This window comes from Arthrobacter sp. NtRootA1, assembly GCF_019976975.1.
Classification (GTDB): domain Bacteria; phylum Actinomycetota; class Actinomycetes; order Actinomycetales; family Micrococcaceae; genus Arthrobacter; species Arthrobacter aromaticivorans.
Map to the genome: position 1 here is coordinate 4,591,829 of NZ_AP024630.1, position 22,637 is coordinate 4,614,465.

General features: G+C 62.5%; 24 protein-coding genes. 14 read left to right on the top strand and 10 right to left on the bottom strand.

Annotated elements, in window-relative coordinates; all coding sequences use genetic code 11:
• Positions 1 to 131: 131 nt before the first annotated feature.
• The 3 genes from LDN90_RS20885 to LDN90_RS20895 all read left to right on the top strand — a co-directional run bounded on the left by LDN90_RS20885 (position 132) and on the right by LDN90_RS20895 (position 2,131).
• The gene (locus LDN90_RS20885; protein ID WP_223946966.1) at positions 132 to 686 is read left to right on the top strand and encodes a hypothetical protein; all 555 of its coding nucleotides are present in this window, start codon (positions 132 to 134) and stop codon (positions 684 to 686) included.
• 159 nt (positions 687 to 845) lie between these two features.
• Positions 846 to 1,850, top strand: coding sequence for a C2 family cysteine protease (locus LDN90_RS20890; RefSeq protein ID WP_223946967.1), 1,005 nt, complete (start codon positions 846 to 848; stop codon positions 1,848 to 1,850).
• 8 nt (positions 1,851 to 1,858) lie between these two features.
• Complete coding sequence (locus LDN90_RS20895) at positions 1,859 to 2,131, top strand: hypothetical protein (protein WP_223946968.1); 273 nt, start codon at positions 1,859 to 1,861, stop codon at positions 2,129 to 2,131.
• Between the two features lie 107 nt (positions 2,132 to 2,238).
• Here LDN90_RS20895 and LDN90_RS20900 read toward each other — a convergent pair whose 3' ends face one another.
• Entirely contained in the window at positions 2,239 to 3,333 is a 1,095-nt protein-coding gene (locus LDN90_RS20900) for an alanine--glyoxylate aminotransferase family protein (protein WP_223946969.1), read from the bottom strand.
• Between the two features lie 186 nt (positions 3,334 to 3,519).
• Between LDN90_RS20900 and LDN90_RS20905 the strand changes: the two genes are divergently transcribed.
• The 6 genes from LDN90_RS20905 (at position 3,520) to purM (ending at position 8,701) form a co-directional block, all read left to right on the top strand.
• Complete coding sequence (locus tag LDN90_RS20905; protein WP_223946970.1) at positions 3,520 to 4,350, top strand: phosphatase PAP2 family protein; 831 nt, start codon at positions 3,520 to 3,522, stop codon at positions 4,348 to 4,350.
• Positions 4,351 to 4,504: 154 nt separating this feature from the next.
• Positions 4,505 to 5,014, top strand: a complete 510-nt coding sequence (uraD, locus tag LDN90_RS20910; RefSeq protein WP_223946971.1) for a 2-oxo-4-hydroxy-4-carboxy-5-ureidoimidazoline decarboxylase — start codon at positions 4,505 to 4,507, stop codon at positions 5,012 to 5,014.
• Positions 5,011 to 5,352, top strand: coding sequence for a hydroxyisourate hydrolase (gene uraH, locus LDN90_RS20915; protein WP_223946972.1), 342 nt, complete (start codon positions 5,011 to 5,013; stop codon positions 5,350 to 5,352). The genes uraD and uraH overlap by 4 nt, the downstream gene beginning before the upstream one ends.
• Positions 5,353 to 5,442: 90 nt before the next feature.
• Positions 5,443 to 5,787: a hypothetical protein gene (locus LDN90_RS20920; protein ID WP_223946973.1), complete on the top strand. Its 345-nt coding sequence runs from the start codon at positions 5,443 to 5,445 to the stop codon at positions 5,785 to 5,787.
• A gap of 134 nt (positions 5,788 to 5,921) precedes the next feature.
• Positions 5,922 to 7,547, top strand: a complete 1,626-nt coding sequence (gene purF / locus LDN90_RS20925) for an amidophosphoribosyltransferase (protein WP_223946974.1) — start codon at positions 5,922 to 5,924, stop codon at positions 7,545 to 7,547.
• A complete protein-coding gene (gene purM / locus LDN90_RS20930; protein WP_223946975.1) occupies positions 7,544 to 8,701 on the top strand; it encodes a phosphoribosylformylglycinamidine cyclo-ligase in 1,158 nt (385 codons plus the stop codon). Before purF ends, purM begins: the two co-directional genes overlap by 4 nt.
• Before the next feature lie 232 nt (positions 8,702 to 8,933).
• On the opposite strand, the gene LDN90_RS20935 is transcribed toward purM, so the two are convergent.
• From LDN90_RS20935 to LDN90_RS20945, 3 genes are all read right to left on the bottom strand, one after another.
• Positions 8,934 to 9,704, bottom strand: a complete 771-nt coding sequence (locus LDN90_RS20935) for a VOC family protein (RefSeq protein ID WP_223946976.1) — start codon at positions 9,702 to 9,704, stop codon at positions 8,934 to 8,936.
• Positions 9,701 to 10,483: a VOC family protein gene (locus LDN90_RS20940; protein ID WP_223946977.1), complete on the bottom strand. Its 783-nt coding sequence runs from the start codon at positions 10,481 to 10,483 to the stop codon at positions 9,701 to 9,703. Before LDN90_RS20940 ends, LDN90_RS20935 begins: the two co-directional genes overlap by 4 nt.
• A 343-nt stretch (positions 10,484 to 10,826) precedes the next feature.
• Positions 10,827 to 11,051, bottom strand: coding sequence for a DUF3073 domain-containing protein (locus LDN90_RS20945; protein ID WP_024818182.1), 225 nt, complete (start codon positions 11,049 to 11,051; stop codon positions 10,827 to 10,829).
• Positions 11,052 to 11,294: 243 nt separating this feature from the next.
• On the opposite strand from LDN90_RS20945, the gene LDN90_RS20950 reads away from it, so the two are divergent.
• On the top strand, positions 11,295 to 12,230 hold the full coding sequence (locus LDN90_RS20950) for a hypothetical protein (protein WP_223949382.1): 936 nt from the start codon (positions 11,295 to 11,297) through the stop codon (positions 12,228 to 12,230).
• Positions 12,231 to 12,238: 8 nt separating this feature from the next.
• On the opposite strand, the gene clpB is transcribed toward LDN90_RS20950, so the two are convergent.
• Complete coding sequence (gene clpB / locus LDN90_RS20955; RefSeq protein WP_216926589.1) at positions 12,239 to 14,896, bottom strand: ATP-dependent chaperone ClpB; 2,658 nt, start codon at positions 14,894 to 14,896, stop codon at positions 12,239 to 12,241.
• Between the two features lie 175 nt (positions 14,897 to 15,071).
• Between clpB and LDN90_RS20960 the strand changes: the two genes are divergently transcribed.
• On the top strand, positions 15,072 to 15,689 hold the full coding sequence (locus tag LDN90_RS20960) for an MSMEG_1061 family FMN-dependent PPOX-type flavoprotein (RefSeq protein WP_223946978.1): 618 nt from the start codon (positions 15,072 to 15,074) through the stop codon (positions 15,687 to 15,689).
• Positions 15,690 to 15,692: 3 nt separating this feature from the next.
• Here LDN90_RS20960 and LDN90_RS20965 read toward each other — a convergent pair whose 3' ends face one another.
• From LDN90_RS20965 to LDN90_RS20980, 4 genes are read right to left on the bottom strand one after another with little or no spacing between them, the layout of a single operon-like run.
• Positions 15,693 to 16,772 carry an ATP-binding cassette domain-containing protein gene (locus LDN90_RS20965; protein WP_223946979.1) on the bottom strand — a complete coding sequence of 360 codons (1,080 nt, stop codon included), beginning with the start codon at positions 16,770 to 16,772 and terminating at the stop codon, positions 15,693 to 15,695.
• Entirely contained in the window at positions 16,769 to 17,587 is an 819-nt protein-coding gene (locus LDN90_RS20970; RefSeq protein ID WP_223946980.1) for an ABC transporter permease, read from the bottom strand. The genes LDN90_RS20965 and LDN90_RS20970 overlap by 4 nt, the downstream gene beginning before the upstream one ends.
• A gap of 19 nt (positions 17,588 to 17,606) precedes the next feature.
• Entirely contained in the window at positions 17,607 to 18,431 is an 825-nt protein-coding gene (gene modA / locus LDN90_RS20975) for a molybdate ABC transporter substrate-binding protein (RefSeq protein WP_223946981.1), read from the bottom strand.
• Positions 18,428 to 18,838 carry a TOBE domain-containing protein gene (locus tag LDN90_RS20980; protein ID WP_223946982.1) on the bottom strand — a complete coding sequence of 137 codons (411 nt, stop codon included), beginning with the start codon at positions 18,836 to 18,838 and terminating at the stop codon, positions 18,428 to 18,430. The genes modA and LDN90_RS20980 overlap by 4 nt, the downstream gene beginning before the upstream one ends.
• Positions 18,839 to 19,025: 187 nt before the next feature.
• Between LDN90_RS20980 and LDN90_RS20985 the strand changes: the two genes are divergently transcribed.
• From LDN90_RS20985 to LDN90_RS20995, 3 genes are all read left to right on the top strand, one after another.
• Positions 19,026 to 20,360: an FAD-binding oxidoreductase gene (locus LDN90_RS20985; RefSeq protein WP_223946983.1), complete on the top strand. Its 1,335-nt coding sequence runs from the start codon at positions 19,026 to 19,028 to the stop codon at positions 20,358 to 20,360.
• 131 nt (positions 20,361 to 20,491) lie between these two features.
• Positions 20,492 to 21,361 carry a DUF4031 domain-containing protein gene (locus LDN90_RS20990; protein WP_223946984.1) on the top strand — a complete coding sequence of 290 codons (870 nt, stop codon included), beginning with the start codon at positions 20,492 to 20,494 and terminating at the stop codon, positions 21,359 to 21,361.
• Complete coding sequence (locus tag LDN90_RS20995; RefSeq protein WP_223946985.1) at positions 21,358 to 22,122, top strand: 2-phosphosulfolactate phosphatase; 765 nt, start codon at positions 21,358 to 21,360, stop codon at positions 22,120 to 22,122. Before LDN90_RS20990 ends, LDN90_RS20995 begins: the two co-directional genes overlap by 4 nt.
• A gap of 71 nt (positions 22,123 to 22,193) precedes the next feature.
• Here LDN90_RS20995 and LDN90_RS21000 read toward each other — a convergent pair whose 3' ends face one another.
• Entirely contained in the window at positions 22,194 to 22,595 is a 402-nt protein-coding gene (locus LDN90_RS21000) for a YccF domain-containing protein (RefSeq protein WP_216926600.1), read from the bottom strand.
• Positions 22,596 to 22,637 lie beyond the last annotated feature (42 nt).

Here is a 22,637-nt window from a genome sequence, read left to right on the forward strand (position 1 = left end):
ATCCTCTCTCACCTCCCGCGCCACGTCCCGGACGCAGGGTGGGGTGTTCTGCCCATCGCCAGACATGACGCAACTGTGAAAGCATTCCGTGAGCGCCCGACGTCGAGGGCTTGATGAAACTGGGGGATGACATGGACCGCCGAACGGGCCGCACTTCACGGAAAGTACTGGCAGCTGGCCTGATACTTGGGGCGGCAACCATGGTGGGCTGCTCCGCTCCCGACGGCCCCCATACGGAACCCAGCAGTCCCCCTCCCGTGACTGCTGAGCCTGCCCCTGTTACAGAGAGCTTCGCAAAGTACGACGCCCTGCGCAGGGAGCTGATCGCGGCGTTTGAGAAGACGATGCCGGCAATCACCTGGGCTGTGGACAAGCCCGCCACCATGACCCTGACCAACGACGGCCGGTGCATTTTCCACCCCGCGAGCATGAAGAGCAGTGCAGATATTGTGGAGCCGTCCAAGAATTATGAAGCCGTTTTCGCTACGGCCGATCCCATCCTCAAGCAGCACGAATTCCCCGCCTTCGGTGGAATTGATCCGGTTCCCGGCGGCTGGACAGTAACCCGAAGCACGGACGCAACCGGGGCCACAGTAATCCTTGAGTCCAAAAGCCCGGCATATCTGCGCATGAACGTTCCCGTGGATTCCAAGACCTGCGAGCCTACGGAGATTCCCGCGAGCTAAGGGGAAGTTCTACCCATCGCCATGCGCAAGCTCCCACGGGTAACTTGACTAAGGCTTCAGGTTCAAACATAGGGGGACAGAAAGATGCCGGGATTCTACGGTGCTGACATTGATCAACTTCGGGCGCTCGCCAAGACAATGTCCCGGCACTCGGAAAAAATGAGCACGCTTTCGCTGGAATTGGGCCAGCTCATATCCAGCGCGCCATGGGACGGCCGTGACGCAGTGATGTTCCGGACGACTTGGGAGTCGGAGCACCGCCCGATGCTGAAGCTGATTTCCGGCGAGTTGCAAAGCCAGGCCAACGAGCTGAGCCGCAATGCGGACGAGCAGGACAAGACCAGTTCCGAAGGCACCCGTTCCGGCGACGCAGGCAAACAGGATTCAAATCCTCCCGGCGATCCGGGGCCGTTGGATCCGAATACTTCGGATGTGGATGTTCCAGGCGACGTCCGTAAAGACCCCGATGCAGGTGATCCGGCCGATATCCACCAAGGGCAAATCGGCGACTGCTGGCTCTTGGCAGGCATTGGCTCTGTGGCGCAGACGTTGGAGCGCGAAGGCAAACTCGATGAATTCCTTGCCTCCCATATGCGTCCCGTAGGAGATCCCCCAACGCACTGGGTTGTGACTCTCTACGAAGACGGCGAACCCGTCGAAGTGACGGTGGAGGCCAAGTCCACTGAGGGCGGAGTCCGAGGCGCCGACGGCCAGCCGAACTGGCTTTCCATTTATGAACGTGCTGCGGCCGAGCACCGTGGCGGTTCATACGATGACATTGATGGCGGGTTCAGCAACGATGCAATGGAGCTCATGACGGGACAGTCGGCGGATAAGGACGGCGAACTGGACCTTGAGGAGATCGAAGACAAACTAGCTGACGGTCAGGCGGTCTCGGTTGGCACCCAAGACGTCAAGGACGACGACTTTGACTGGTTCTGGGAGCCGGACGAGGTCAGCCGCACCGATGTCGTCCCCAACCACGCCTACATCGTGGTGGACGTAAAGACCAACGACGACGGCGAGAAAGTCGTTGTTCTGGCCAACCCTTGGGGTCCTGCAGGTGGGGAGCTGAATGGTGAGCAGAAGGCCGGAACCCTGGAACTGACCGAGGATGAGTACAAGGAAAACTTTGACTCCGTGTACTCCGTGGGCGTGAAGTAAGGATGACCGTGGAACAGCTAGTTACAGTCAAGCAAGGCATGCAGCCCACTTTTGACGGCGTCAGGGTTGGGGTTGTGAAGATCGGTATTGCCGACGGTGCTCCCGCCATCCAGTTCTGGATCCGGACCGCCGAACAGGAACGAAAGCAGGCCTTCCGCGCAGGTCAGTCGGTCGCCCTTCCGGGGGCTGGCCTCCTGACGGTCGCTTCGATCCAGCCCGCCGATGGCACCACCCCGGCTTCGGCGACTCTGGCGTACGACGCCGGTCACGTCACCGATTGATCGCCGCCGCCGGGATGTGAGCGAGCATCCGCCAGAAAACCGTCGGGATGTGAGCGAGGACCGATGTTCTCTCAAATAATTGCCGATTTCCCGGAATGCTCGCTCACTTACGCCTTGTCGATGGCCTCTTTGAGGGCGCCCAGCACCAGGGTCACCGAGGCGCTGTTCGCGTTCGGCCCCATCACTCCGATGCGCCAGACCGTATCCGCGAACTCACCCACGCCGGAACCGATCTCCATACTGAAGTTCTCCAGAAGGTAAGAGCGGACGGCGGCCGAGTTGACGCCGTCGGGCACTTTCACCGTGGTGAGGCTGGGCAGCCGGGCGCCTTCAGCGGCAAACAGCTCAAGTCCCATCTCCTGCAGTCCGCTCTGCAAGGCGGCGCCGGCAGCGCGGTGGCGGGATTGGACGACGTCGAGCCCCTCGGCGAGGATGCGGTCCAGCGCGGCTTCGAGACCTGCGATCATGGTGACCGGCGCGGTGTGGTGGTACGTGCGGGCACCGCTGGCAGCGCCTACGTAGCCGCCGAGAAGGCCGATATCCAGGTACCACGAACGGGGATCCTTGACGCGCCGTTCGAACGCTCGGTCCGAGACAGTGAACGGCGACAGTCCCGGCGGAACGCCCAGGCACTTTTGCGTTCCGGCATATCCGACGTCGATCCCCCAGTCGTCTGCCAGGAGTTCCAGGCCGCCGATGGACGTCACGGCGTCGGTGATCAGCAAGGCGTCGCCCTTCCCTGCCCCGAGCGCAGCGATGTCGGAGAGGACGCCGACGGACGTTTCAGCATGGACGGCCGCGATCACCTTCGGATTCGGATGGGCCGAGAGCACGCGATCCGCGTCCACCGGCTGGCCCCACTCGTGGTCAACCCGAACGACAGTTGCACCGCAACGCCGAGCGACCTCACACATGCGCGCCCCGAATAGTCCATTGACAGCGATCACTGCTACGTCGCCGTCGGAGACGGTGTTCACGAAAGCGGCCTCCATGCCGCCTGAACCTGTGGCACTCAGCGGGAGCGTGCGCGCATTCGAAGTACCCCAGACGGCCCGCAAGCCCTCGCACGTCCGGTCCAAGCGTTCGATAAAGACCGGATCCAAATGCCCGAGCACCGGGTAGGCCAGCGCGGCCATGGCCTCGGGGTAGCAATTGCTCGGGCCGGGACCGAACAGGAACCTGGACGTCAGTATGTCTGGCATGTGCACTCCTTCAGCTGGTTCTCGTCATTCTGCCCCAGCCTGTTGTCCGGGGCGAGCCCGTGGCCGCCAATCCTCCAGCCCAGACTGCTAAGGTTGCTCACCAATACGGAGGCAGCAGCTGTGGGGGCAGCCACCACGGTGAGGGGAAGCCTCCGGTGAGGGGAAGCCTCCGGTGAGGGGACAAGGGTGACGACTGAAGGAAAAGAGCAGCCGGAGCAGGGCGTCCGCGGCGAGGTAAGCCAGGACCGGTTCGTCGCAGGGAAGGACCTCACACGGTGGAAATCCCCTGTAGGCCGCGTCATCGCGGGAGCTGCACAGCGCATCACCACACTGCTGGGCCCGTATGCAGCGCTGATCATCACGTTGGCCGTGGGGCTTGTCATTGCCGTGTCCCTTGCGGTGGCTTTCGGCGAGGTCTACGAGTCAGTCACCGAAGCCGACGGGGTTGCGGGTCTTGACCACCCGGTCCTTGACGCCGCCAAGTCAGTTCGATCCCCTGGCCTGGACCTCGCAGTGACGGCCTACACCAACGTCGGCGGCACGGTTGGCATGCCCATCATCGCGGTGGGGATCATGATCGCCCTGGCCACCAAGCGCCGCTCTTGGACGCCTGTCATCCTGATGCTGACAGCGGGGCTGGGCTCACTCCTCATGACCGTCCTAGGCAAGCCCCTGTTTGGCCGCACCCGCCCTGACCTCGCGGACGCCATTCCGCCGTACGAGCACTCGGCGTCGTTCCCCAGCGGCCACTCCCTGAATTCAATAGTGATCGCAGGCATCGTGGCTTACTTGATCATTCTTCGCCTCAAGACGGCCAAGACCAGAGCCATCACGGTGGTGGTGGCATCAGCGTTTGCCGCAACCATGGGCTTGAGTCGCGTCTACCTCGGGCACCACTGGCTCACTGATGTCCTGGCCGCCTGGATTCTCGGGATAGCCTGGCTTGCTTTGGTCATCACGGCGCACCGCCTCTATCTCACTGTGAGAACGCGGCGCTCCAACGCGGTACTCTCTTGACACCAGCCCAAGTGCTCGGCTTAACTATTTACGTATGCTGAAATAACAGTTCCATGATGCGGAAGACTAGAAGCAAGCTTCCTCCTGCTGGAAAGCAGGAGTTCCGCATAGCCCACACCATGGATGCCAGCATTTGCACGAGGATGACACAAGCATGGAGCTTGCAGTATTCAACAGTGTTGACCGGGACGAGGCCATCAGGACCCTGACCCCTTGCCTGGACATCAGCCGCTGGGTTGAGGACGTCGCAGACGCCCGACCCTTCACGAGCGTCGACGAACTGCTGGGGCAGGCCCGCCAAGCAGCCGAGCCGTTCACGCCGGAAGAGGTGGAGTCCGCGCTCGCCCACCACCCCCGGATCGGCGAAAGGCCCAAGGCCCAAACTACCGAAGCGGCCATGTCCCGTTCGGAACAGGCCGGAGTGGACCCCAGCGACGACGGCACAGCCGCCGCCCTCGCCGAGGGAAACCGCGCCTACGAAGAGAAGTTCGGCAGGGTCTTTCTGATCCGCGCGGCAGGACGCAGCGCCCAGGAGATCCTTAGTTCGCTTCAGGAGCGGCTCACCCACACCCCCGAAGAAGAAGACGCAATCGTGGCTGGCCAGCTGCGGGAGATCGCGTTGCTGAGACTCGCAGGCGTGATCAGCGAAGGAGAAAATGCATGACTGTTTCACAGGTAACCACGCACATCCTGGATACCGGTTCCGGACGGCCGGCGGCGGGGGTCGCCGTCGTACTTTACGTCCGCGAAGGTGACAACTGGACTCTGATCGCAAAGGGCGAGACCGACGCCGACGGCCGTATCAAGGATCTCGGTCCGGAGCGGATTCCCGGCGGCGCCTACCGTCTGAACTTCGCCACTGGCGCCTATTACGAGGGTCTTGGCGCGGAAACGTTCTTCCCTGAAGTCGACTTGAACTTCACCGTTTCCGATGCCGGCGAGCACTATCACGTGCCGCTGCTGCTGAGCCCCTTCGCGTTTTCGACGTACCGCGGCAGCTGACTCCGCCTAATTTGTTTGCAGCTAATGCCCCTCCAGAGCAATCTGAGGGGCATTATCTGTACACAAACCCGGAACGGTAGGCTGGAAGGCATGGCTTCTGAGGACACCAACGCCCAATCCGGAAATGGCACTGCCCGCCGCGAAATTACAGTTCGCCGCGCACCCAGGTTCGTTCCGTTCATGATTCTCGGTGCCATTGTGGGTGCAATCGCCGCCGCCTTCATCGCGTACGGCCGTCCTGCGGACCCCGCTTTCGACGCCAACACCGTCTTCGGCTTCTTCCTGGTGGCCTGCGTTTCCGGTGGCGTCATCCTGTTCTCCATCCTCGCGCTGGTCCTGGACCGGATCAGCGTCAAGCGATCCAAGCGGGCAGTAGTGGAGGCCGTTCCGGATTCGGTCCCGGATGAGGGTCCAGAGCACGACGGCGCCCGCTAGGCACCCAGCCCAGCGCACCGCTTTCGGGGGTACCACTGTGAGACACACCGCATTTTGGCCGAATCGGGCGTGTTCATGGGGTCACAAAGCCGGAGCGGGAACTTACCACGGCCACAACATGAGACAATCGACCAGTGGCACGTGGCGACGGAAAACTTTCTCATGATCTTCTCCCCGGCGAAAAAGGCCCTCAGGACGCTTGTGGCGTCTTTGGGGTCTGGGCTCCCGGTGAAGAAGTAGCAAAACTCACCTATTACGGGCTGTATGCGCTGCAGCACCGCGGACAAGAGTCGGCTGGTATTGCTACCAGTGACGGCAAGCGCATCAATGTCTATAAAGACATGGGCCTTGTATCCCAGGTCTTCGATGAGACAACCCTGAACACCCTTACCGGACACCTGGCCGTTGGCCACTGCCGGTACTCCACCACTGGTGCAAGCCACTGGGCCAATGCGCAGCCCACCTTGGGCGCAACCGCGACCGGCACGGTTGCCTTGGCCCACAACGGCAACCTGACCAACACTGCTGAACTCCGGGAAATGATCCTCGAGCGCAACGATGGCCAGTTGACCGGTGAAATGAAGCAGGGCAACACCTCGGACACCGCCTTGGTGACCGCACTCCTTGAGGGCGAGGAGGGCAAAACCCTGGAGCAGACCGCTCTGGAGCTGCTGCCGAAGATCAAGGGTGGCTTCTGCTTCGTCTTCATGGATGAAGGAACCCTCTACGCCGCCCGCGATACATACGGCATCCGGCCGCTGTGCCTGGGCCGCCTGGAGCGCGGTTGGGTTGTAGCTTCCGAGCAAGCTGGCCTTGCCACGGTTGGTGCGAGCTTCATCCGTGAGATCGAGCCCGGCGAGTTCATTGCCATCGACGAGGACGGCGTCCGCTCCCAGCGTTTTGCCGAGGCAACCCCCGCTGGCTGTGTCTTCGAATACGTTTACCTTGCCCGGCCGGATGCGGCCATTGCCGGCCGCTCCGTGTACGAAGCCCGTGTTGAAATGGGCCGCCAGTTGGCCCGCGAGAACACCCACGAGGCCGACATCGTCATTCCGGTCCCGGAATCGGGCACGCCAGCCGCAGTTGGTTATGCCGAGCAGTCCGGCATCCCCTTCGCACATGGCTTCGTCAAGAACGCCTACGTGGGGCGCACCTTCATCCAGCCATCGCAGACCCTGCGCCAGTTGGGCATCCGCTTGAAGCTCAACGCCTTGGAATCAGTCATCCGGGGCAAGCGCGTTGTTGTGGTGGATGACTCGATTGTCCGTGGCAACACGCAACGCGCCATCGTAAGGATGCTCCGCGAAGCAGGTGCCGCGGCTGTCCACGTGAAGATTTCTTCCCCCCCGGTCCAGTGGCCCTGCTTCTACGGCATCGACTTCGCCTCGCGTGCAGAGCTGATCGCCAACGGCGCCACCATCGAGGAAATCTCCCAGGCAATCGGTGCCGACTCGCTGGCTTACATTTCCGAAGACGGCATGATCGGCGCAACCCAGCAGCCGCGCGAGCGCCTCTGCACGGCTTGCTTCACCGGCAAGTACCCGATTGAGCTGCCGCATGCTGACAAGCTGGGCAAGAACCTGCTGGAGCGCACGGACCTCGGCGGTTTGCCCCCCGCTGCTGAGTCCGCCGATGACATCGAGGATCCGGCCGAGAAGCCCGGAGCTACGGGCTGCGATCCGGGCCCGGATGCTGAATTCGAGAACCTGCTGACCGACGCTGATCGTTTGACCGACGCCGACAAGAAAGAGTCTGTATGACCTCCGCAACCCCCGCCGCTGGAAGCACCCCGAATTCAACAGGCATCACCTACGCCTCCGCGGGTGTCGACGTCGAAGCGGGAGACCGCGCAGTCGAGCTCATGAAGGACGCCGTCAAGGCGACCCACAACGCCTCGGTGATTGGCGGCGTCGGCGGTTTCGCTGGCCTGTACGACGTCTCGAAGCTGCTCACCTACAAGAAGCCGTTGCTAGCCACGTCCACTGACGGCGTGGGAACCAAGGTTGCCATTGCGCAGGCCATGGACATCCACGACACCATCGGTTTCGACCTCGTGGGCATGGTTGTGGACGACATCGTTGTGGTTGGTGCTGAGCCCCTCTACATGACGGACTACATCGCTTGCGGCAAGGTTGTCCCGGAACGCATTGCGGACATCGTCCGCGGTATCGCAGCTGCTTGCTCCGTTGCCGGCACCGCCCTGGTTGGCGGCGAGACCGCTGAGCACCCGGGCCTGCTGGGTGAGCACGAATACGACGTCGCCGGTGCCGCTACGGGTGTTGTCGAAGCTGACGCCTTGCTCGGTCCGGACCGCGTCCGCGCCGGCGATGTGGTGATCGGCATGGCTTCCTCGGGTCTGCACTCCAACGGCTACTCCCTGGTCCGCCGCGTTATCAACCACGCCGGTTGGGCCTTGGACCGCCAGGTTTCCGAGCTCGGCCGCACACTTGGCGAAGAGCTCCTTGAGCCGACCCGCGTCTACGCAGCCGACTGCCTGGACCTCGCCCGCACGTTCCCCGTCTCAGCCGGCGCAGCCGTCCACGGCTTCAGCCACGTCACCGGTGGTGGCCTCGCTGCCAACCTGGCGCGTGTCCTCCCTCAGGGTCTGGTGGCCACAGTTGACCGCAACACGTGGGAACTGCCGGCGATCTTCAAGCTGGTGTCCGAGCTCGGCAACGTGCCCCTCGCCGACCTTGAGCGCACGCTGAACCTCGGCGTCGGCATGGTAGCCATCGTGTCCCCGGAAGCCGCTGACGCTGCCGTGGCACGCCTCAACGAGCGCGGCCTGCCGTCCTGGATCATGGGTACGGTTACTGCGGATTCCGACTCGATCGACAAGACTGGCCCGGACTACGTCCAGGGCGCCAAGGGTGTCGACGGCGGTGCCGTACGTTTGGTGAACGCCTACGCCTAGGCGCGTTTCCTCTTAGTGAAAGAGCGGCCGGACAGTTGAACTCAACTGCACGGCCGCTCTTTTGTTTTTGCTGCTTGTATGGTCCCGACCCTTTTTGATCGTTCAGGCCTGCCGACACGCCGCAACCCCCGGCGAGTCCTGGGATGTCCTGGCTCAAACAGGGTCAGGACGCCACGTTCCTCCCCGAGCCAACATCCCAAAGCTGCGGAGATTTTCCCCGGCGCCTGGATTTTCAGACCTGGATCAAGCTGAGAACGCCGCCCTGGGGATCCTGGATGGTAGCCAGAGATCCTGGTTCTGGCTTGTCTTCCGGCTCCACGAGCACCACTCCACCTGCGACTAGCGCTGCTTCGGCGGCTTTACGAACATCCGCCACGCCGAAATAGATCTGCCAACCGGCTTCTTCGCCCTCTTCGGCAGGGACAACCCCCGCCACTTCCCCGCCTTTGACCATCAGCGTGCTGTAGCTGCCGCCGTCGTCTTGGGGATATTCGGTGACTTCATGTCCGAAAAGCTGCTGGAAAAACGCGATGGCTGCTTGAGGTTCTGGAGTCAGCAGCTCAGCCCAAGCCAGGGCGCCGGCCTCATTGAACAGATGGCTTCCAATGTGGGTACCCGCTTGCCAGATCCCCGTAGTCCCGCCGCCGGGTGGCTCGATGAATACCAGGACGCCTGTATCGGCCACTTGCTCCGGGCCGAACGCGAGCTTCCCACCAGCATGGACGGCGTCTTCCGCTATCTCCTCAGCGTCCGTTGCAGCGAGATAGATGTTCCATTGGCCAATCTTGCCAGCAGCCTCCTGCAGGGGATTCTGCGGAGCGATGACCGCCACCAGGTCCTTGCCGACAAAAGCCTGAGCGTAACTTCGGCCGTCAGGGGTGGGCAGGTCAGTGAAGTTCCAGTCGAACAGCTTGCTGTAGAACTCCCTGGCCGCGGAAACATCGGGGGTCTGCAGATCGGCCCAGCAGGGTTCTCCGCTTGAATAATGGGTCCGGGAAGTCATGCGGCCAGTCCTGTCATGATGCTGAATGCGGCGCCGGCCGGGTCCATGAGCACAGCCATTCGCCCGATGCCTGGAACATCGAAAGCCGGAGCGATGACGTGTGCTCCAAGCTCAACAGCCCGTGCCACTCCGGCATCCACGTCCTCGACGCCGAAGTACGTCATCCAGAAAGGCGAGAGTCCTTCAATCGGCAGCTTGAGGGCACCGGCAATCCGCTTTCCATCCACCAGCAGGCTGGTGTACTCCTGAAGATCTCCTGCTGGTGCGGTTTCGCTGCTGCACCCCGTCACGGCCTCGTAGAACTTCACGGCCTTGGGGACGTCGTCAGTCTGTAGTTCATTCCAAATCATCGTGCCGGGCTCATTTACCAAGCCGGATCCGGGATGGGTTCCAGCCTCCCAGAAGCCGATCTGTGCCCCCGTGGGATCTATGGCGAAGAACATCCGTCCGCTGCCGTTCGGCACGTCGTCAGGTTCGAACAAGATGGACCCGCCTGCCGCCACAGCCCGTTCCGCCGCGTCATCCGCGGAGTCCACGGCTATGTAGTTGGCCCAATAGGACGGCATTCCCTCCGGAGCATCCGGCATTTGCTGCATCATGCCGGCAACCTTCCGTCCGTGGAGCTTCGCCATGTAGTACGTCATGCCGTTACCGGCGTCCATGGGATCCAGTTCCCAGCCAAAGAGCTCGGTGTAGAACTTCTTTGAGACCTCGACGTCGGTGGAGGACAGGTCCACCCAACACGGAGTCCCCTGCTTGTAACTCTCGACCACCGGCATGCCGTTCCCTTTCCTAGCAACGCGGGGTCACATACGGCCCATGTTGAGGCCTGGAATGGGCCCTAAGTGACCCCGCGTTGGAGTCCATGGGGACTACGCTATGGCGCTTCCACTGCTTGCGCCATACGTACGCCTGATTACGCGGGTTCGAGGGAGGCCGCCCGATGGGAGCCATTGGCAAGATCCAAATTTCCAGACAAAAAAGAGGCCCGCGGGTACACCAACGACTGGCGTGCCCTACGGGCCTCTTTCAGAGATATTCGGCATCCGGAGATGCGCGACGACCTTAATGTACGACGGCGGTACGCATGTCAGCGCCAGAGGCACCGATTGTTTGCGACAGCTATCCGATACGGCGGGTGTCTACCTCGTCGTCATCGTCTTCCGCGTACTTGTCCTCATAAGCCGAGTAGTCCGGCTCCGGGGGATCTTCGGGGAAGTGGCTCTTTACACGACTGGATGGGCCCGTGAGCTCACGCTCAAGTGCCGAGTAGTCAGTGTTCGGGGAGTAGTACTTGATGTCCCGAGCCTGCTTGGTAGCTTTTGCCTTTTGACGGCCGCGCCCCATGGCGTGACCCCCTTTTGTACTTGGACCGGAGGTGGTCACCTTGGCTATCGGTGAGGCCCCGGAATGTTTGGTCAATTTGTCGTATGTCTAGATTACATGCTTTCGGGGGTGCCTGTGTGCCACCTTGGACCTGCGTCGGGTACAACTGCAGCCCAAACCGCTCCCCACCACCTCCAATACACCCAAAAATTGGGTAGAGTCTGCCTCAATGCGGCTCCAAAGCAGGAAGGCAGACTCCGGGATATGAGCGAGGACAACACCCCACCACGTGATGATTCACCGCGGGATAAAGGCGAGGCCGGAGTGCCGCCTGCGCCCAAGGTACCGCCCACGCCGCCGCAGGCCCCCGGAGAGCAGCCGCCGCGTGCCCCCGGAGACCAGCCGCCGCGTGCCCCCGGAGAGCAGCCGAAGCAACCTTCGGGAACACAGCCCGAGGCTTCAGGCCTCCAGCCCGATCCTGCGCCCGACCTTGACCCGGACTTCGTGCCCAATCCCAGCGACCAGCCTGATCCTGCGCTGCCCGCTTACTCCGGCCAGCCAGAGCCCTCAGGCCAGCCAGAATATCCTGACCAGCCAAAGCATCCGGCCCAGCCAGCAGGCCCCTACCAGCCACCCGGTTCCTACCAGCCAGGGGATCCCGCCCAGGATCCTCAAAACCCTCCGCACGGGGACCCTGTGAAACGCCAGCGGCTTGTCATCGGCGGAATCGTGGTGGGTGTCCTGGTGCTCATCGGTGTCGTGATCTGGGTGCTGTTGAACCTGTTGGGTACCCGGCCGCAGGCTGTGGTCACTACCCCGAGCCCCACCGTGAGCCTTGGCCCGTTACCACGGGATACAGAAGCCAAGGACTTCCAGGTAGGCGATTGCTTTGCCGACTTCGACCCCAATGCTCCCAAGGCCAGGGCCGTTCCCTGTGACACTGAGCATTCAGCCCAACTGGGCGCCGTCCACATATACCCCGCGGATGATTCCTTTCCCGGCACGAACGCGCTGAAGGACAAGGGCCGTGAAGTCTGCGGCAACGTAAAGCTGAATCACGAGGCGGCCGATAAGTACGTACTGCTTCAGCAGAACGTCTACCCGAGCACCACCAGTTGGGATCGGGGCGACCGCCGCGTTGATTGCTTCATCGTTGTGGATTCGGGCAACACCATCAAGGAAGACCTCCTCAGCAGGTAGCTCCCGAGTTACTTCTTCCGAACCAGTAGGCCTGTGCCCACGGACGGGCCGCCGTCGGGACCTGTCAGTGACTCGAGTCCGTCAATGGTGAGTTCATCAAGGTCGGCCGCAGTATCGACCAAAACGGTGTCGCCATCGGTGATCGTTCCGGCAAGGATTTCCTTGGCCAAGCGATCGCCGATCTCGCGCTGGACAAGGCGCCGCAGGGGTCGTGCACCGTACGCGGAGTCATAGCCGGACATCGCGAGCCAGGCGCGGGCTCCGTCGGTCACCTCGAGGGTCAGGCGGCGGTCCCGCAGTCGCTTGGTGAGTTCGGCAACGTGGAGCTCCACAATCCGGGCAAGCTCGTCCACGGACAGGGGGTCGAACAGAACGATCTCATCCAAACGGTTCAGGAACTCCGGCTTGAACGAGGCCTGCACCACCGCCATGACGGCATCACGCTTGGCTTTGTCATCCAGGGACGGGTCCACCAGGAACTGGCTTCCGGAGTTGGACGTCAGCACCAGGATCGTATTGCGGAAGTCCACCGTCCGCCCTTGACCGTCTGTGAGGCGGCCATCGTCCAGGACCTGCAGGAGGATGTCGAACACCTCTGGATGGGCCTTTTCCACCTCGTCGAGAAGCACAACAGAGTACGGGCGACGACGAACGGCTTCCGTCAGCTGGCCGCCTTCCTCGTAGCCGACATATCCCGGAGGGGCACCGACCAAGCGCGCTACAGAGTGCTTCTCTCCATACTCGGACATATCGATCCGGATCATGGCGCGTTCATCGTCAAAGAGGAAGTCGGCCAGGGCCTTTGCCAGCTCGGTCTTGCCGACGCCGGTTGGACCCAGGAACAGGAACGAACCCGTGGGGCGATTGGGGTCGCTAATGCCCGCCCGGGCACGGCGGACGGCGTCCGAAACTGCCTGCACGGCCTTGGTTTGGCCGATCAGGCGCTTGCCGAGTTCTTCTTCCATGTGCAGCAGCTTTTGGGATTCACCCTGCAGCATGCGCCCAGCGGGGATGCCGGTCCACGCGGAGATGACCTCGGCAATATCGTCTGCGGTCACATCTTCCGCAACCATGAGGTCCGGTTTTGCATCGCCCCGGGCGGACTCCTCTTCGGCAGCCGCATTGAGCTCACGTTCAAGGGCAGGCAGCTCGCCATAAAGTATCCGCGAGGCCGACTCAAGGTCGCCTTCGCGCTGGTACTTTTCGGCGGCAGATCGCAGCTCGTCGATCTTCGCTTTGAGGTCACCGACCCGGTTGAGTCCGGCTTTCTCGGCTTCCCAACGGGCGTTCAGGGCCCTGAGTGCTTCCTTCTTGTCCGCCATGTCCGCGCGGAGGGCAGCCAGCCGCTCAACGGAAGCAGGATCGGTCTCGCCCTGAAGGGCCAGTTCTTCCATGGTCAAGCGGTCGACGGAACGGCGGAGCTGATCGATCTCCTCCGGCGCTGAGTCAATCTCCATGCGAAGCCGGGATGCGGCCTCATCCACGAGGTCGATCGCTTTGTCCGGAAGCTGACGGCCAGAGATGTAGCGGTTGGACAGGGTTGCTGCTGCGACCAAGGCGGAGTCGGCGATAGCCACCTTGTGGTGGGCCTCGTACCGTTCCTTCAGCCCACGCAGAATGCCGATGGTGTCCTCGACGCTGGGCTCGCCCACGTAGACCTGCTGGAAACGGCGCTCCAAGGCAGGGTCCTTCTCGATGTTTTCGCGGTACTCGTCCAGCGTGGTGGCACCAATGAGGCGCAGCTCGCCACGGGCCAGCATCGGCTTAAGCATGTTGCCCGCATCCATTGCACTGTCACCCGTTGCACCAGCGCCAACAACCGTGTGGATTTCATCAATGAACGTGACGATCTGGCCATTGGAGTTCTTGATCTCCTCAAGAACTGCCTTGAGCCGTTCCTCGAATTCGCCGCGGTATTTGGCACCAGCAACCATGGAGGCCATATCCAAGGCAATGAGGGTCTTGCCACGGAGGCTCTCCGGGACGTCGCCCGCAACCATGCGTTGGGCGAGGCCTTCAACGACGGCGGTTTTGCCAACGCCAGGCTCACCAATGAGCACAGGATTGTTCTTGGTGCGCCGGCTCAGGACCTGAACCACGCGTCGGATCTCGCTGTCGCGCCCGATCACCGGATCCAGCTTCCCTGAACGGGCGATAGCAGTAAGGTCCGTGCCGAACTTCTCCAAGGCCTGGAACGTATTTTCGGGATCCGGCGAGTTGACCTTACGGTCGCCCCGGACACCCGGCAAGGCGGCGAGGAGCGCTTCATGGGAGGCGCCGGCGTCGCGCATTAACTTTCCGACGGCGTCACTGCCGGCGGAGAGCCCCAGCAAAAGGTGCTCGGTGGAGACGAAGGAGTCACCGAGTTTGTCGGCCTCATTTTGGGCAGCCTGGATGGCCTGCATGGACTGCCGGGAGAGCTGGGCTTGCTGGACCGAGCTTCCGGACGAGGACGGCAGCGCCTTGATGGCCGAACTGGCCTGAACACTGACGGCATCCGGATCAGCACCTGTGGCGCGCAGGAGAGCAACAGCAACTCCCTCGCGCTGATCCATGAGCGCCTTCAGCAGGTGCGCCGGCTCCAGCTGCGGGTTCCCCGCAGTGGAGGCATTCATGGCGGCCGCAGAAAGGGCCTCCTGGCTTTTGGTAGTGAATTTGACGTCCAAAGAGAGCTCCCTTTCTGGAGTGAGACCAATACTTTCAAAGTTGAGTCTACTACGCTCAACTTTGCTTTGTGGTCCACTGCTTTCCATGTTTGCCCACGGCGAAACCTCTGTCCAGACAAAACCACAGCTATGTTAATAACAGGGGGCCAGAAGCCCTCACCCGTAGGCTGAGGCCATGGAATCAATCTCCACTGTGGAACAACTGGAACAATTGATCGGTCTACCCTTGGACCGCGTGCGCCGAAAAGTGCGCACCTCACTGAGCGATTTCGACCGGCAGTGGCTGGCCGCCAGTCCTTTCTGCGTCATCTCGACGGCGGATGCCCAAGGCCGGGTGGACGCGTCACCAAAGGGCGACCCTGCAGGATTCATCGAGGTCCTGGATGACTCCACTATTGCCATCCCGGAGCGCCCAGGAAACAAGCTCGCCTTCGGCTTTCGCAACATCCTGGAAAACCCGAACGTCGGGATTTTGTCCGTGGTTCCTGGACGCACGGACACGCTGCGAATCAACGGAACGGCACGCATCGTCAGCGACGCCGACTTCTTCGAGAAGATGACGGTCAAAGGCCACCGGCCGCGCGCCGCCGTCGTGGTCTCCGTGGAAGAAGTATTCACGCACTGCGGCAAAGCGTTCATGCGCAGCGGCTTGTGGGAACCGTCAACCTGGGACTCGGAGGGCTTGCCGAGCATCGCGATGCTCTCCAAAACCTATGTCCAGCCCGAGGCTCCCCTGGAGGACCTTGAAACCTACTACGGGCCCGGCTACGCGGAGCGTCTTTACCGGGAGTAGGTCCTAGGCGGGATAGATCGAAACCAGCGCGGACTTCACGACGAACCGCACGTTCATGCCGGGCACCAGACCGAGATCGGCAGAGGCCGCAGGAGTGATATCGGCTGACAACGTGCCGCGCTCCCCCGTACCCGACCCGGCCGCCCTGACGCGGATCTGGTCGCCGTGCGGCTCCAGATCCCTGATGGTTACGGGAAACGAGTTGCGCGGGCTTCCGTGGACGTCGCCAAGGAAAACGGAAACGGCCGACGGCGGAAAGGCCGCCACGCCTTCCTGGCCGGGAGCAGGTGACCACCCCGGATCGTGCTGTCCGGCGAAAAACTGGCCATCCGGCGTCGTGATTCCCTGCTCTGTGATCATTCCGCTGACGAGGTTGAGCCCCGCAAGTCCGGCTGCAAAGTGGCTTCGAGGGCGTTCGAGAACTTGGCGGGTTGGGCCCTCCTCGGAAATGCGCCCGTTCTCTACGACGACGACGCGATCGGCGAGCATGTAGGCGTCCAGGACGTCGTGGGTAACGATGATGGCGCTGCGTCCGGCCAATACCCGTTTGAGGACGCGGCGCAGCAGCGGCGCCGCGTGGATATCCAAGGCTGACATTGGCTCATCGAGGAGCAGCAACTCGGGCTCGGCGGCGAGCGCGCGGGCTACGGCCACGCGTTGCGCTTGACCACCGGACAGCTCTGCCGGCTTACGGGATTCGAGGTGAAGGGCCCCCACCTCTGTCAGCCACAGCCGCGCGGTTTCGCGGGCTGCAGCCTTCGATGCGCCCTTGCTGCGCGGCCCAAAGGCGACATTTTCCAGCACGCTCAGGTGCGGAAACAGTAACGCCTCCTGGGCGAGCAGCGCAGTGCCGCGCAGGTGCGGGGCACTCCACCGGTGGTTGCCGCCGTCGAGGTCAAAAAGCTGCCTGCCGCCAATTTGTGCACGTCCCGAATCCGGCCGCAGCAGACCCGAAATCACGCCAAGAAGCGTTGATTTTCCGGCGCCATTTGGCCCCAGAACCGCCACGGTTTCCGAAGGACCAAGGCTCAGGGACATGTCGAAATCCCTGGCATCAAGGCGTGTCCGCACCTCAAAACTCACGGTTGAACCTCCACCCGGGCGCCAGCATTGCGACGACCATAGCTGAGTCCTACAACCGCCACTGCGACTGCCACGAGGACCAGCGACAATGCGACGGCGGCATCGGCGTCGGTCTCGCGTTGCAGGTAAATTTCCAGCGGAAGGGTTCGGGTTACGCCTTCCAAACTGCCGGCGAACGTCAGCGTAGCGCCAAACTCGCCCAGGCTCCGGGCGAACGACAACACCGCTCCGGAAGCCAATCCCGGCAAGACGAGCGGCACGGTCACGCGGCGCAGGACGGTTGTGGGACGCGCGCCCAGGGTTGCGGCGACCAACTCGTAGCGATTCCCTGCTGTTCGCAGCGCCCCTTCGAGGCTGACCACCAGAAACGGCAAAGCCACGAAGGTTTGGGCGAGGACAACGGCGGTGGTGGAAAAAGCGATCTGGATACCGGCAACTTCCAGCGACTTCCCCAGCAGGCCTTGGCGGCCGAACGTGTACAAGAGGGCTATACCTCCGACGACGGGCGGCAGCACGAGCGGCAACAGGACGAACGCCCTGAGCAACCGTTGGCCAGGGAAGGGGCTGCGAGCAAGAACCAACGCCAGCGGAATGCCTAGGATGATGCACAACGCCGTGCTCGCAGCAGACGTGCGGAGACTCAGCCCGAGCGCTGTGACTGAGGATTCCGACGTGATCAGTGGAATGAACTGCGGCCAGTTGACCTTGGCCACCATCGCAACCAGCGGCAGCAGGACAAAAAGTGCCCCGGCTGCTGCGATGGCGTAAATCCATGGTGGAACGCCGGTATAGCCGGTGCCACTGCGACTGTTCATGAAGTCCTTACCGGGATCCCTACGGGGTGCCGAATCCGGCGTCGTTCAGCACCTTCTTGCCCTCGCTGCTGGTAACCATGCCGATGAATGCCTGGGCGAGTTCCTTGTTCTTGCTCGCGCCAACTGTAGCAATCGGGTAGGTGTTCACGGCTTTGTCCGACTCCGGGAAAGGGACGCCCTTGACCTTGTCGCCTGCGTTGCTGATGTCTGTGACGTAGACAAGGCCCGCGTCGGCCTCCTGCGAGGTGACCTTGCCGAGCACGTCGGTTACCGACGACTCTTCACTGACCGGTTTCAGCGTGGTTCCGGTCGCCGTCTCAATGGTTTCGGCGGCAGACCCGCACGGAACCTGCGGCGCGCAGACCACAACTTTTACACCCGGCTTGCCGAGGTCGGCAAAGGAAGCGATCGACGCCGGATTGCCGGGCGGGACGGCGATCTCCAGGACGTTGGTGGCAAAGTTGGTTGCATTGCCGTCGACCAATTTTGCATCCGAAAGCCTGGTCATGTTCTTGGTGTCGGCGGATGCGAAGACGTCCGCCGGTGCACCCTGCGTAATCTGCGTGACCAGGTCAGAGGAACCGGCGAAGTTCAGTTTAACTTTGGTGCCCGGGTTCTTCGCTTCAAAGTCGCTGGCCAGCTTGGTGAACGTTGCCTTCAACGAGGCCGCAGCAAAGACGGTGATCTCCCTGGTCAAGGTTCGTGTGGAACTGGCTGTGCCGCTTGATGCCGCCGTGCCGCTTGATGCTGCCGTGCCGGGGGCTCCCGAGGCGCAGCCCACGAGGCTGGCGGCGAGGGTGCCGGCCGCGAGGAAAGTCCCGACGTTCTTGCGGGTGATGCTCATACGATGCTCTTTCCTGGGGGTGTTTCGATGATGACGGTGGTGGCCTTGACCACGGCCGTAGCGACTGAGCCGAGCTCGAGCCCGAGTTCACGGACGGCTTCGCTGCTCATCAGGGAAACGACGCGGAACGGTCCGCACTGAAGCTCTACCTGGGCCATGACTTTGTCCGCCGTGATACCCGCAACGAGGCCCACAAAACGATTGCGGGCCGAACTTCCAGACCGGGCAAGGTCATCGGGGAGGTGCGACTGGTCGCGTGCAAGCTTGGCGAGTTCCAGCCCATCCACAGCTAGCCTGCCCGATGCGTCCCTTTGGGCGGTCAGGGTCCCGTTCTCCGCCCAGCGCCTCACTGTGTCATCGCTGACTCCCAAAAAGCGGGCAGCCTCGGAAATTCGTATTTGCGGCATGAGATGAGTCTAGATCCGTAGATGCGGATTAGGAGTCGTGATTTCACCGCAAACGAAAATATTACTGCCCCTTGGCGAACCCCGTGAGGTGAAGCGAAAGCGTTCCGTAAGCATTACCCATAGCCCGCCGGGGGCCGCAGCCGTACTCTGTTCTAGGGAGAGAGTCTCAGACGCGAAGGAGCGTCCCATGGAATGGATTCGTCCGGACAACCCGGATTATGACGAAGCCCGTAAGCTCTTCAACGCGATGATCGACCGCAGACCGGCCGTTATTGCAAAGTGTTCAGATCCCGCCGAAGTGGCCGAAGCGCTCAGCTATGCACGGACCCACAATCTGGATGTCGCCGTGCGTTCCGGCGGGCATTCGGTGGCTGGCATGTCTACGAACGACGACGGATTGGTAGTGGACGTCCGTCCCATGAAATCCATCAGCGTTGACCCCGAGGCCAAGACTGCCACGGTGGGCGCGGGAGTGACGTGGAGCGAGTTCGACCGCGCCACGCAGCAGCATGGGCTCGCAGTCACGGGTGGCCGCGCATCCACCACGGGCGTTTCCGGTTTCACCTTGGGCGGTGGCTCGGGGTGGCTTGAGCGCTCCTACGGTTTCGCGTGCGACAACCTGCTCTCCGTCGACCTGGTGACTGCGTCCGGCGAACGTGTCACTGCCAATGCGGGCGAGAATTCGGAATTGTTCTGGGCACTCCACGGCGGAGGCGGCAATTTCGGCGTGGCGACCTCGCTCACCTTCCAACTCCACGACCTCGGCCCTACAGTCATGGCCGGGCTCATGCTGTTCCCCGGCGAGGAAGCCACGGGCCTGTCCCGCGCCTTCCGGGGATTGGCACTTGAGGTTCCCGACGCCGTCGGGACAGCCCTCGTGTACCTCACCGCCCCGCCGGAAGAGTTCGTGCCGGAGGACATGGTGGGCAAACTCGCCGTCGGAATGGCCTACCTGTATGCAGGCGATCTTGAGGCCGGAGAACAGCATGCGAAACCATTCCGGGAACTCGGGCCAACAGTAGACCTCGTCTCGCCCATGCAGTACGCCGATTTCCAGTGCATGATCGATGACCCTCCTGACCATTACAACTATTGGAGCGCCGACTATCACAACGAACTCAACGACGATGCCCTGGATCTCTTCGTAGCCTCCGCGCACCGGCTGCCAGGTGCGCACTCACAGCAGCTCATTGCACGCTGGGGAGGAGCAGTGAGCGGACCGGCGGCTGCGAACACCCCACTGCAACACCGTGGCGCCGCTTGGGTCAGCCACCCCTTTGGCTTGTCCGAGACCCGTGAGGGCGGTCAGGAAGCCAAGGCCTGGGTCGAGCAGTTCCGCCAGGAAATCGCTCCGCACACCACGGGCGGAGTGTGGCTGAACTTCATCGGTGACGAAGGCCAGGACCGGATCATGGCGGCCTATGGAGAGCAGAATTATCGACGGCTCTCCAAGGTCAAGGCCGCGTTCGATCCTGACAACGTGTTCCGCGGCAACCAGAACATCCTGCCGGCGGAGCGCTGAGTCCCCTACGCTCCTTCCCAGTTGCTGTGAACCACACAGGCAGTGAAGCCCGTGTTTCCGGGGCGGACGCTCGGCGGTAGCCGCTCCGATGACCGGTAACTGGGAAGGATCGTTTGGCTTACACTTTGGCCATGGCCGTATATGTCGATCCGCCCCTTTGGCCCGCCCACGGCACAGTGTTTTCGCATCTGGTATCGGACAAGTCCTTGGACGAGCTCCACGCTTTCGCCGCGGCGGCCGGAGTTCCCGAAAGGGCGTTCGACGGCGACCACTACGACGTTCCTGAACGTCGCTACAACGACCTCGTCGCGGCTGGCGCCATTCCCGTGGAGGCAAGGGTGCTGGTGCGGAAACTCATCGCGAGCGGCCTTCGCATTCCAGCGCGCGAACGCAGCAAAGCCCTCACCGTTCCCTTGATGGAGCGCTGGAACAGCACCTACCCCGGGCACGAGGAACTGGGCTTGGAACTCCTGGAAAGGTGGGGGGACGCCAGCCGTAAGTACCACAGCCGGACCCATTTGCTCGCCGTCCTCGAAGCCCTGGACATTTTGACGGAGCCGGCCCTCCCTGCCCGCACAGTCACACTCGCGGCCTGGTTCCACGACGCCGTCTATGAAGGCGTCGCAGGGCAGGACGAGGAAGAGTCCGCGCTCCTTGCCGAGGACCGGCTGACTGCTGCGCGGCTTGCCCCGGAAGACGTCGCCGAGGTAGCCCGACTGGTTCGGCTCACATCCGAACATAATCCCAAACCCGACGACCATGCCGGAGCCCTCCTCTGCGACGCTGATCTCTCCGTCCTCGGGGGCGACGAACAGGCTTACGCCCGTTACCTGGCCGCCGTCCGGGAAGACTACGTTCACGTCAGTGACGACGACTTCGCCAAGGGGCGTGCCGCCGTCGTGCGTCATCTGCTGTCACTTGACCCGCTCTTCCATGGCGAACGGGCCAAGGCGCTTTGGCTCGACGCGGCCCGCCGCAACCTCACGGCCGAACTCGCATGAGCGAAGCCGGAGCGCCCCAGCGGCAGTTGCCGTACTCGGTCCGGTTTGAATGGGGTCTCGACGGCGCCCGCGCCATAGTGCCTCGTGCGGACCTTGCGGTAGTGGTTGACGTTCTATCGTTCACGACGTGCGTGAGCGTCGCCGTGGATCGTGGGGCTGCCGTTTTTCCCTACCCGATGAGGGATGCTGCCGCGAGTGAGTTCGCCGCTCATCGTCACGCTGCCTTGGCCGGGCCGCGTGGCGGGGAGGGGTTGAGTTTGTCTCCAGCGAGTTTGCGTCATGCGCCGCATCTTGAGCGGGTGGTCCTGCCCTCGCCCAACGGCTCGACGCTCAGCCATGAGCTCGCCGACTCGGCCCGGCAAGTAGTGGCTGTGTGCCTACGCAACGCCGCGGCGACCGCCGACTGGGTCCATGCGAACCTGCCGGATGACGCCGTAATTGCTGTCATCGCCGCAGGTGAGAAGTGGACCAACGGTTCGTTGCGGCCAGCTTTGGAGGACGAGCTCGGAGCAGGAGCCTTCATCGCCGGACTAGCAGGATCGGGGCGCGGCAATTTCTCGCCGGAAGCCGGATCTGCGGCCGCGGCCTTCGACGCCGCCGAGCCCAAGCTGGCCTCGGTGCTGCGCGGCTGCTCCAGCGGGCGGGAACTGATCGATGGGGGCTTCGTTGAGGACGTGGCAATCGCCGCCGAGTTGGATGGCAGCACGATGGTCGCTTTGCTGACGGATGGGGCTTTTCAGGGCGTCCGTGCCACCGGTTAGACGACTCGCTGCAGGCCAGACGGTAGGAATCGTCTGCCGGGCTGCGAGTCGTCTAAATGGAGCGGATCACCTCAGCGATAGGTGCTGACGAACGGCTGGTTGGTCGGCACAATCTGCTTGCCGAGAGGCATCAGCGACACCGGGATCAGCTTCAGGTTGGCGATTGCCAGCGGAATACCGATGATGGTGATGGCCATGGCGAAAGCAGTGACCACGTGGCCGATCGCTATCCAGATACCCGCCACGAGCAACCAAATCACGTTGCCCAGAAGTGCGAAGACACCCGTTCCGCCGGGCTTCTCCACCACCATCCGGCCAAACGGCCACAAGCAATAAGCGCCGATCCGGAACGAAGCGATGCCCCAAGGAATGGTCACAATGAGCACGCAACAGATAATGCCTGCTGCGAAATAGCCCAATGCCAACCAGAAACCACCGAAGACCAGCCAAATGATGTTGAGCAGCGTTTTCATAGTCTCAATTCTCCCTTGCCGGACCGACATTAAGCCCAAGGG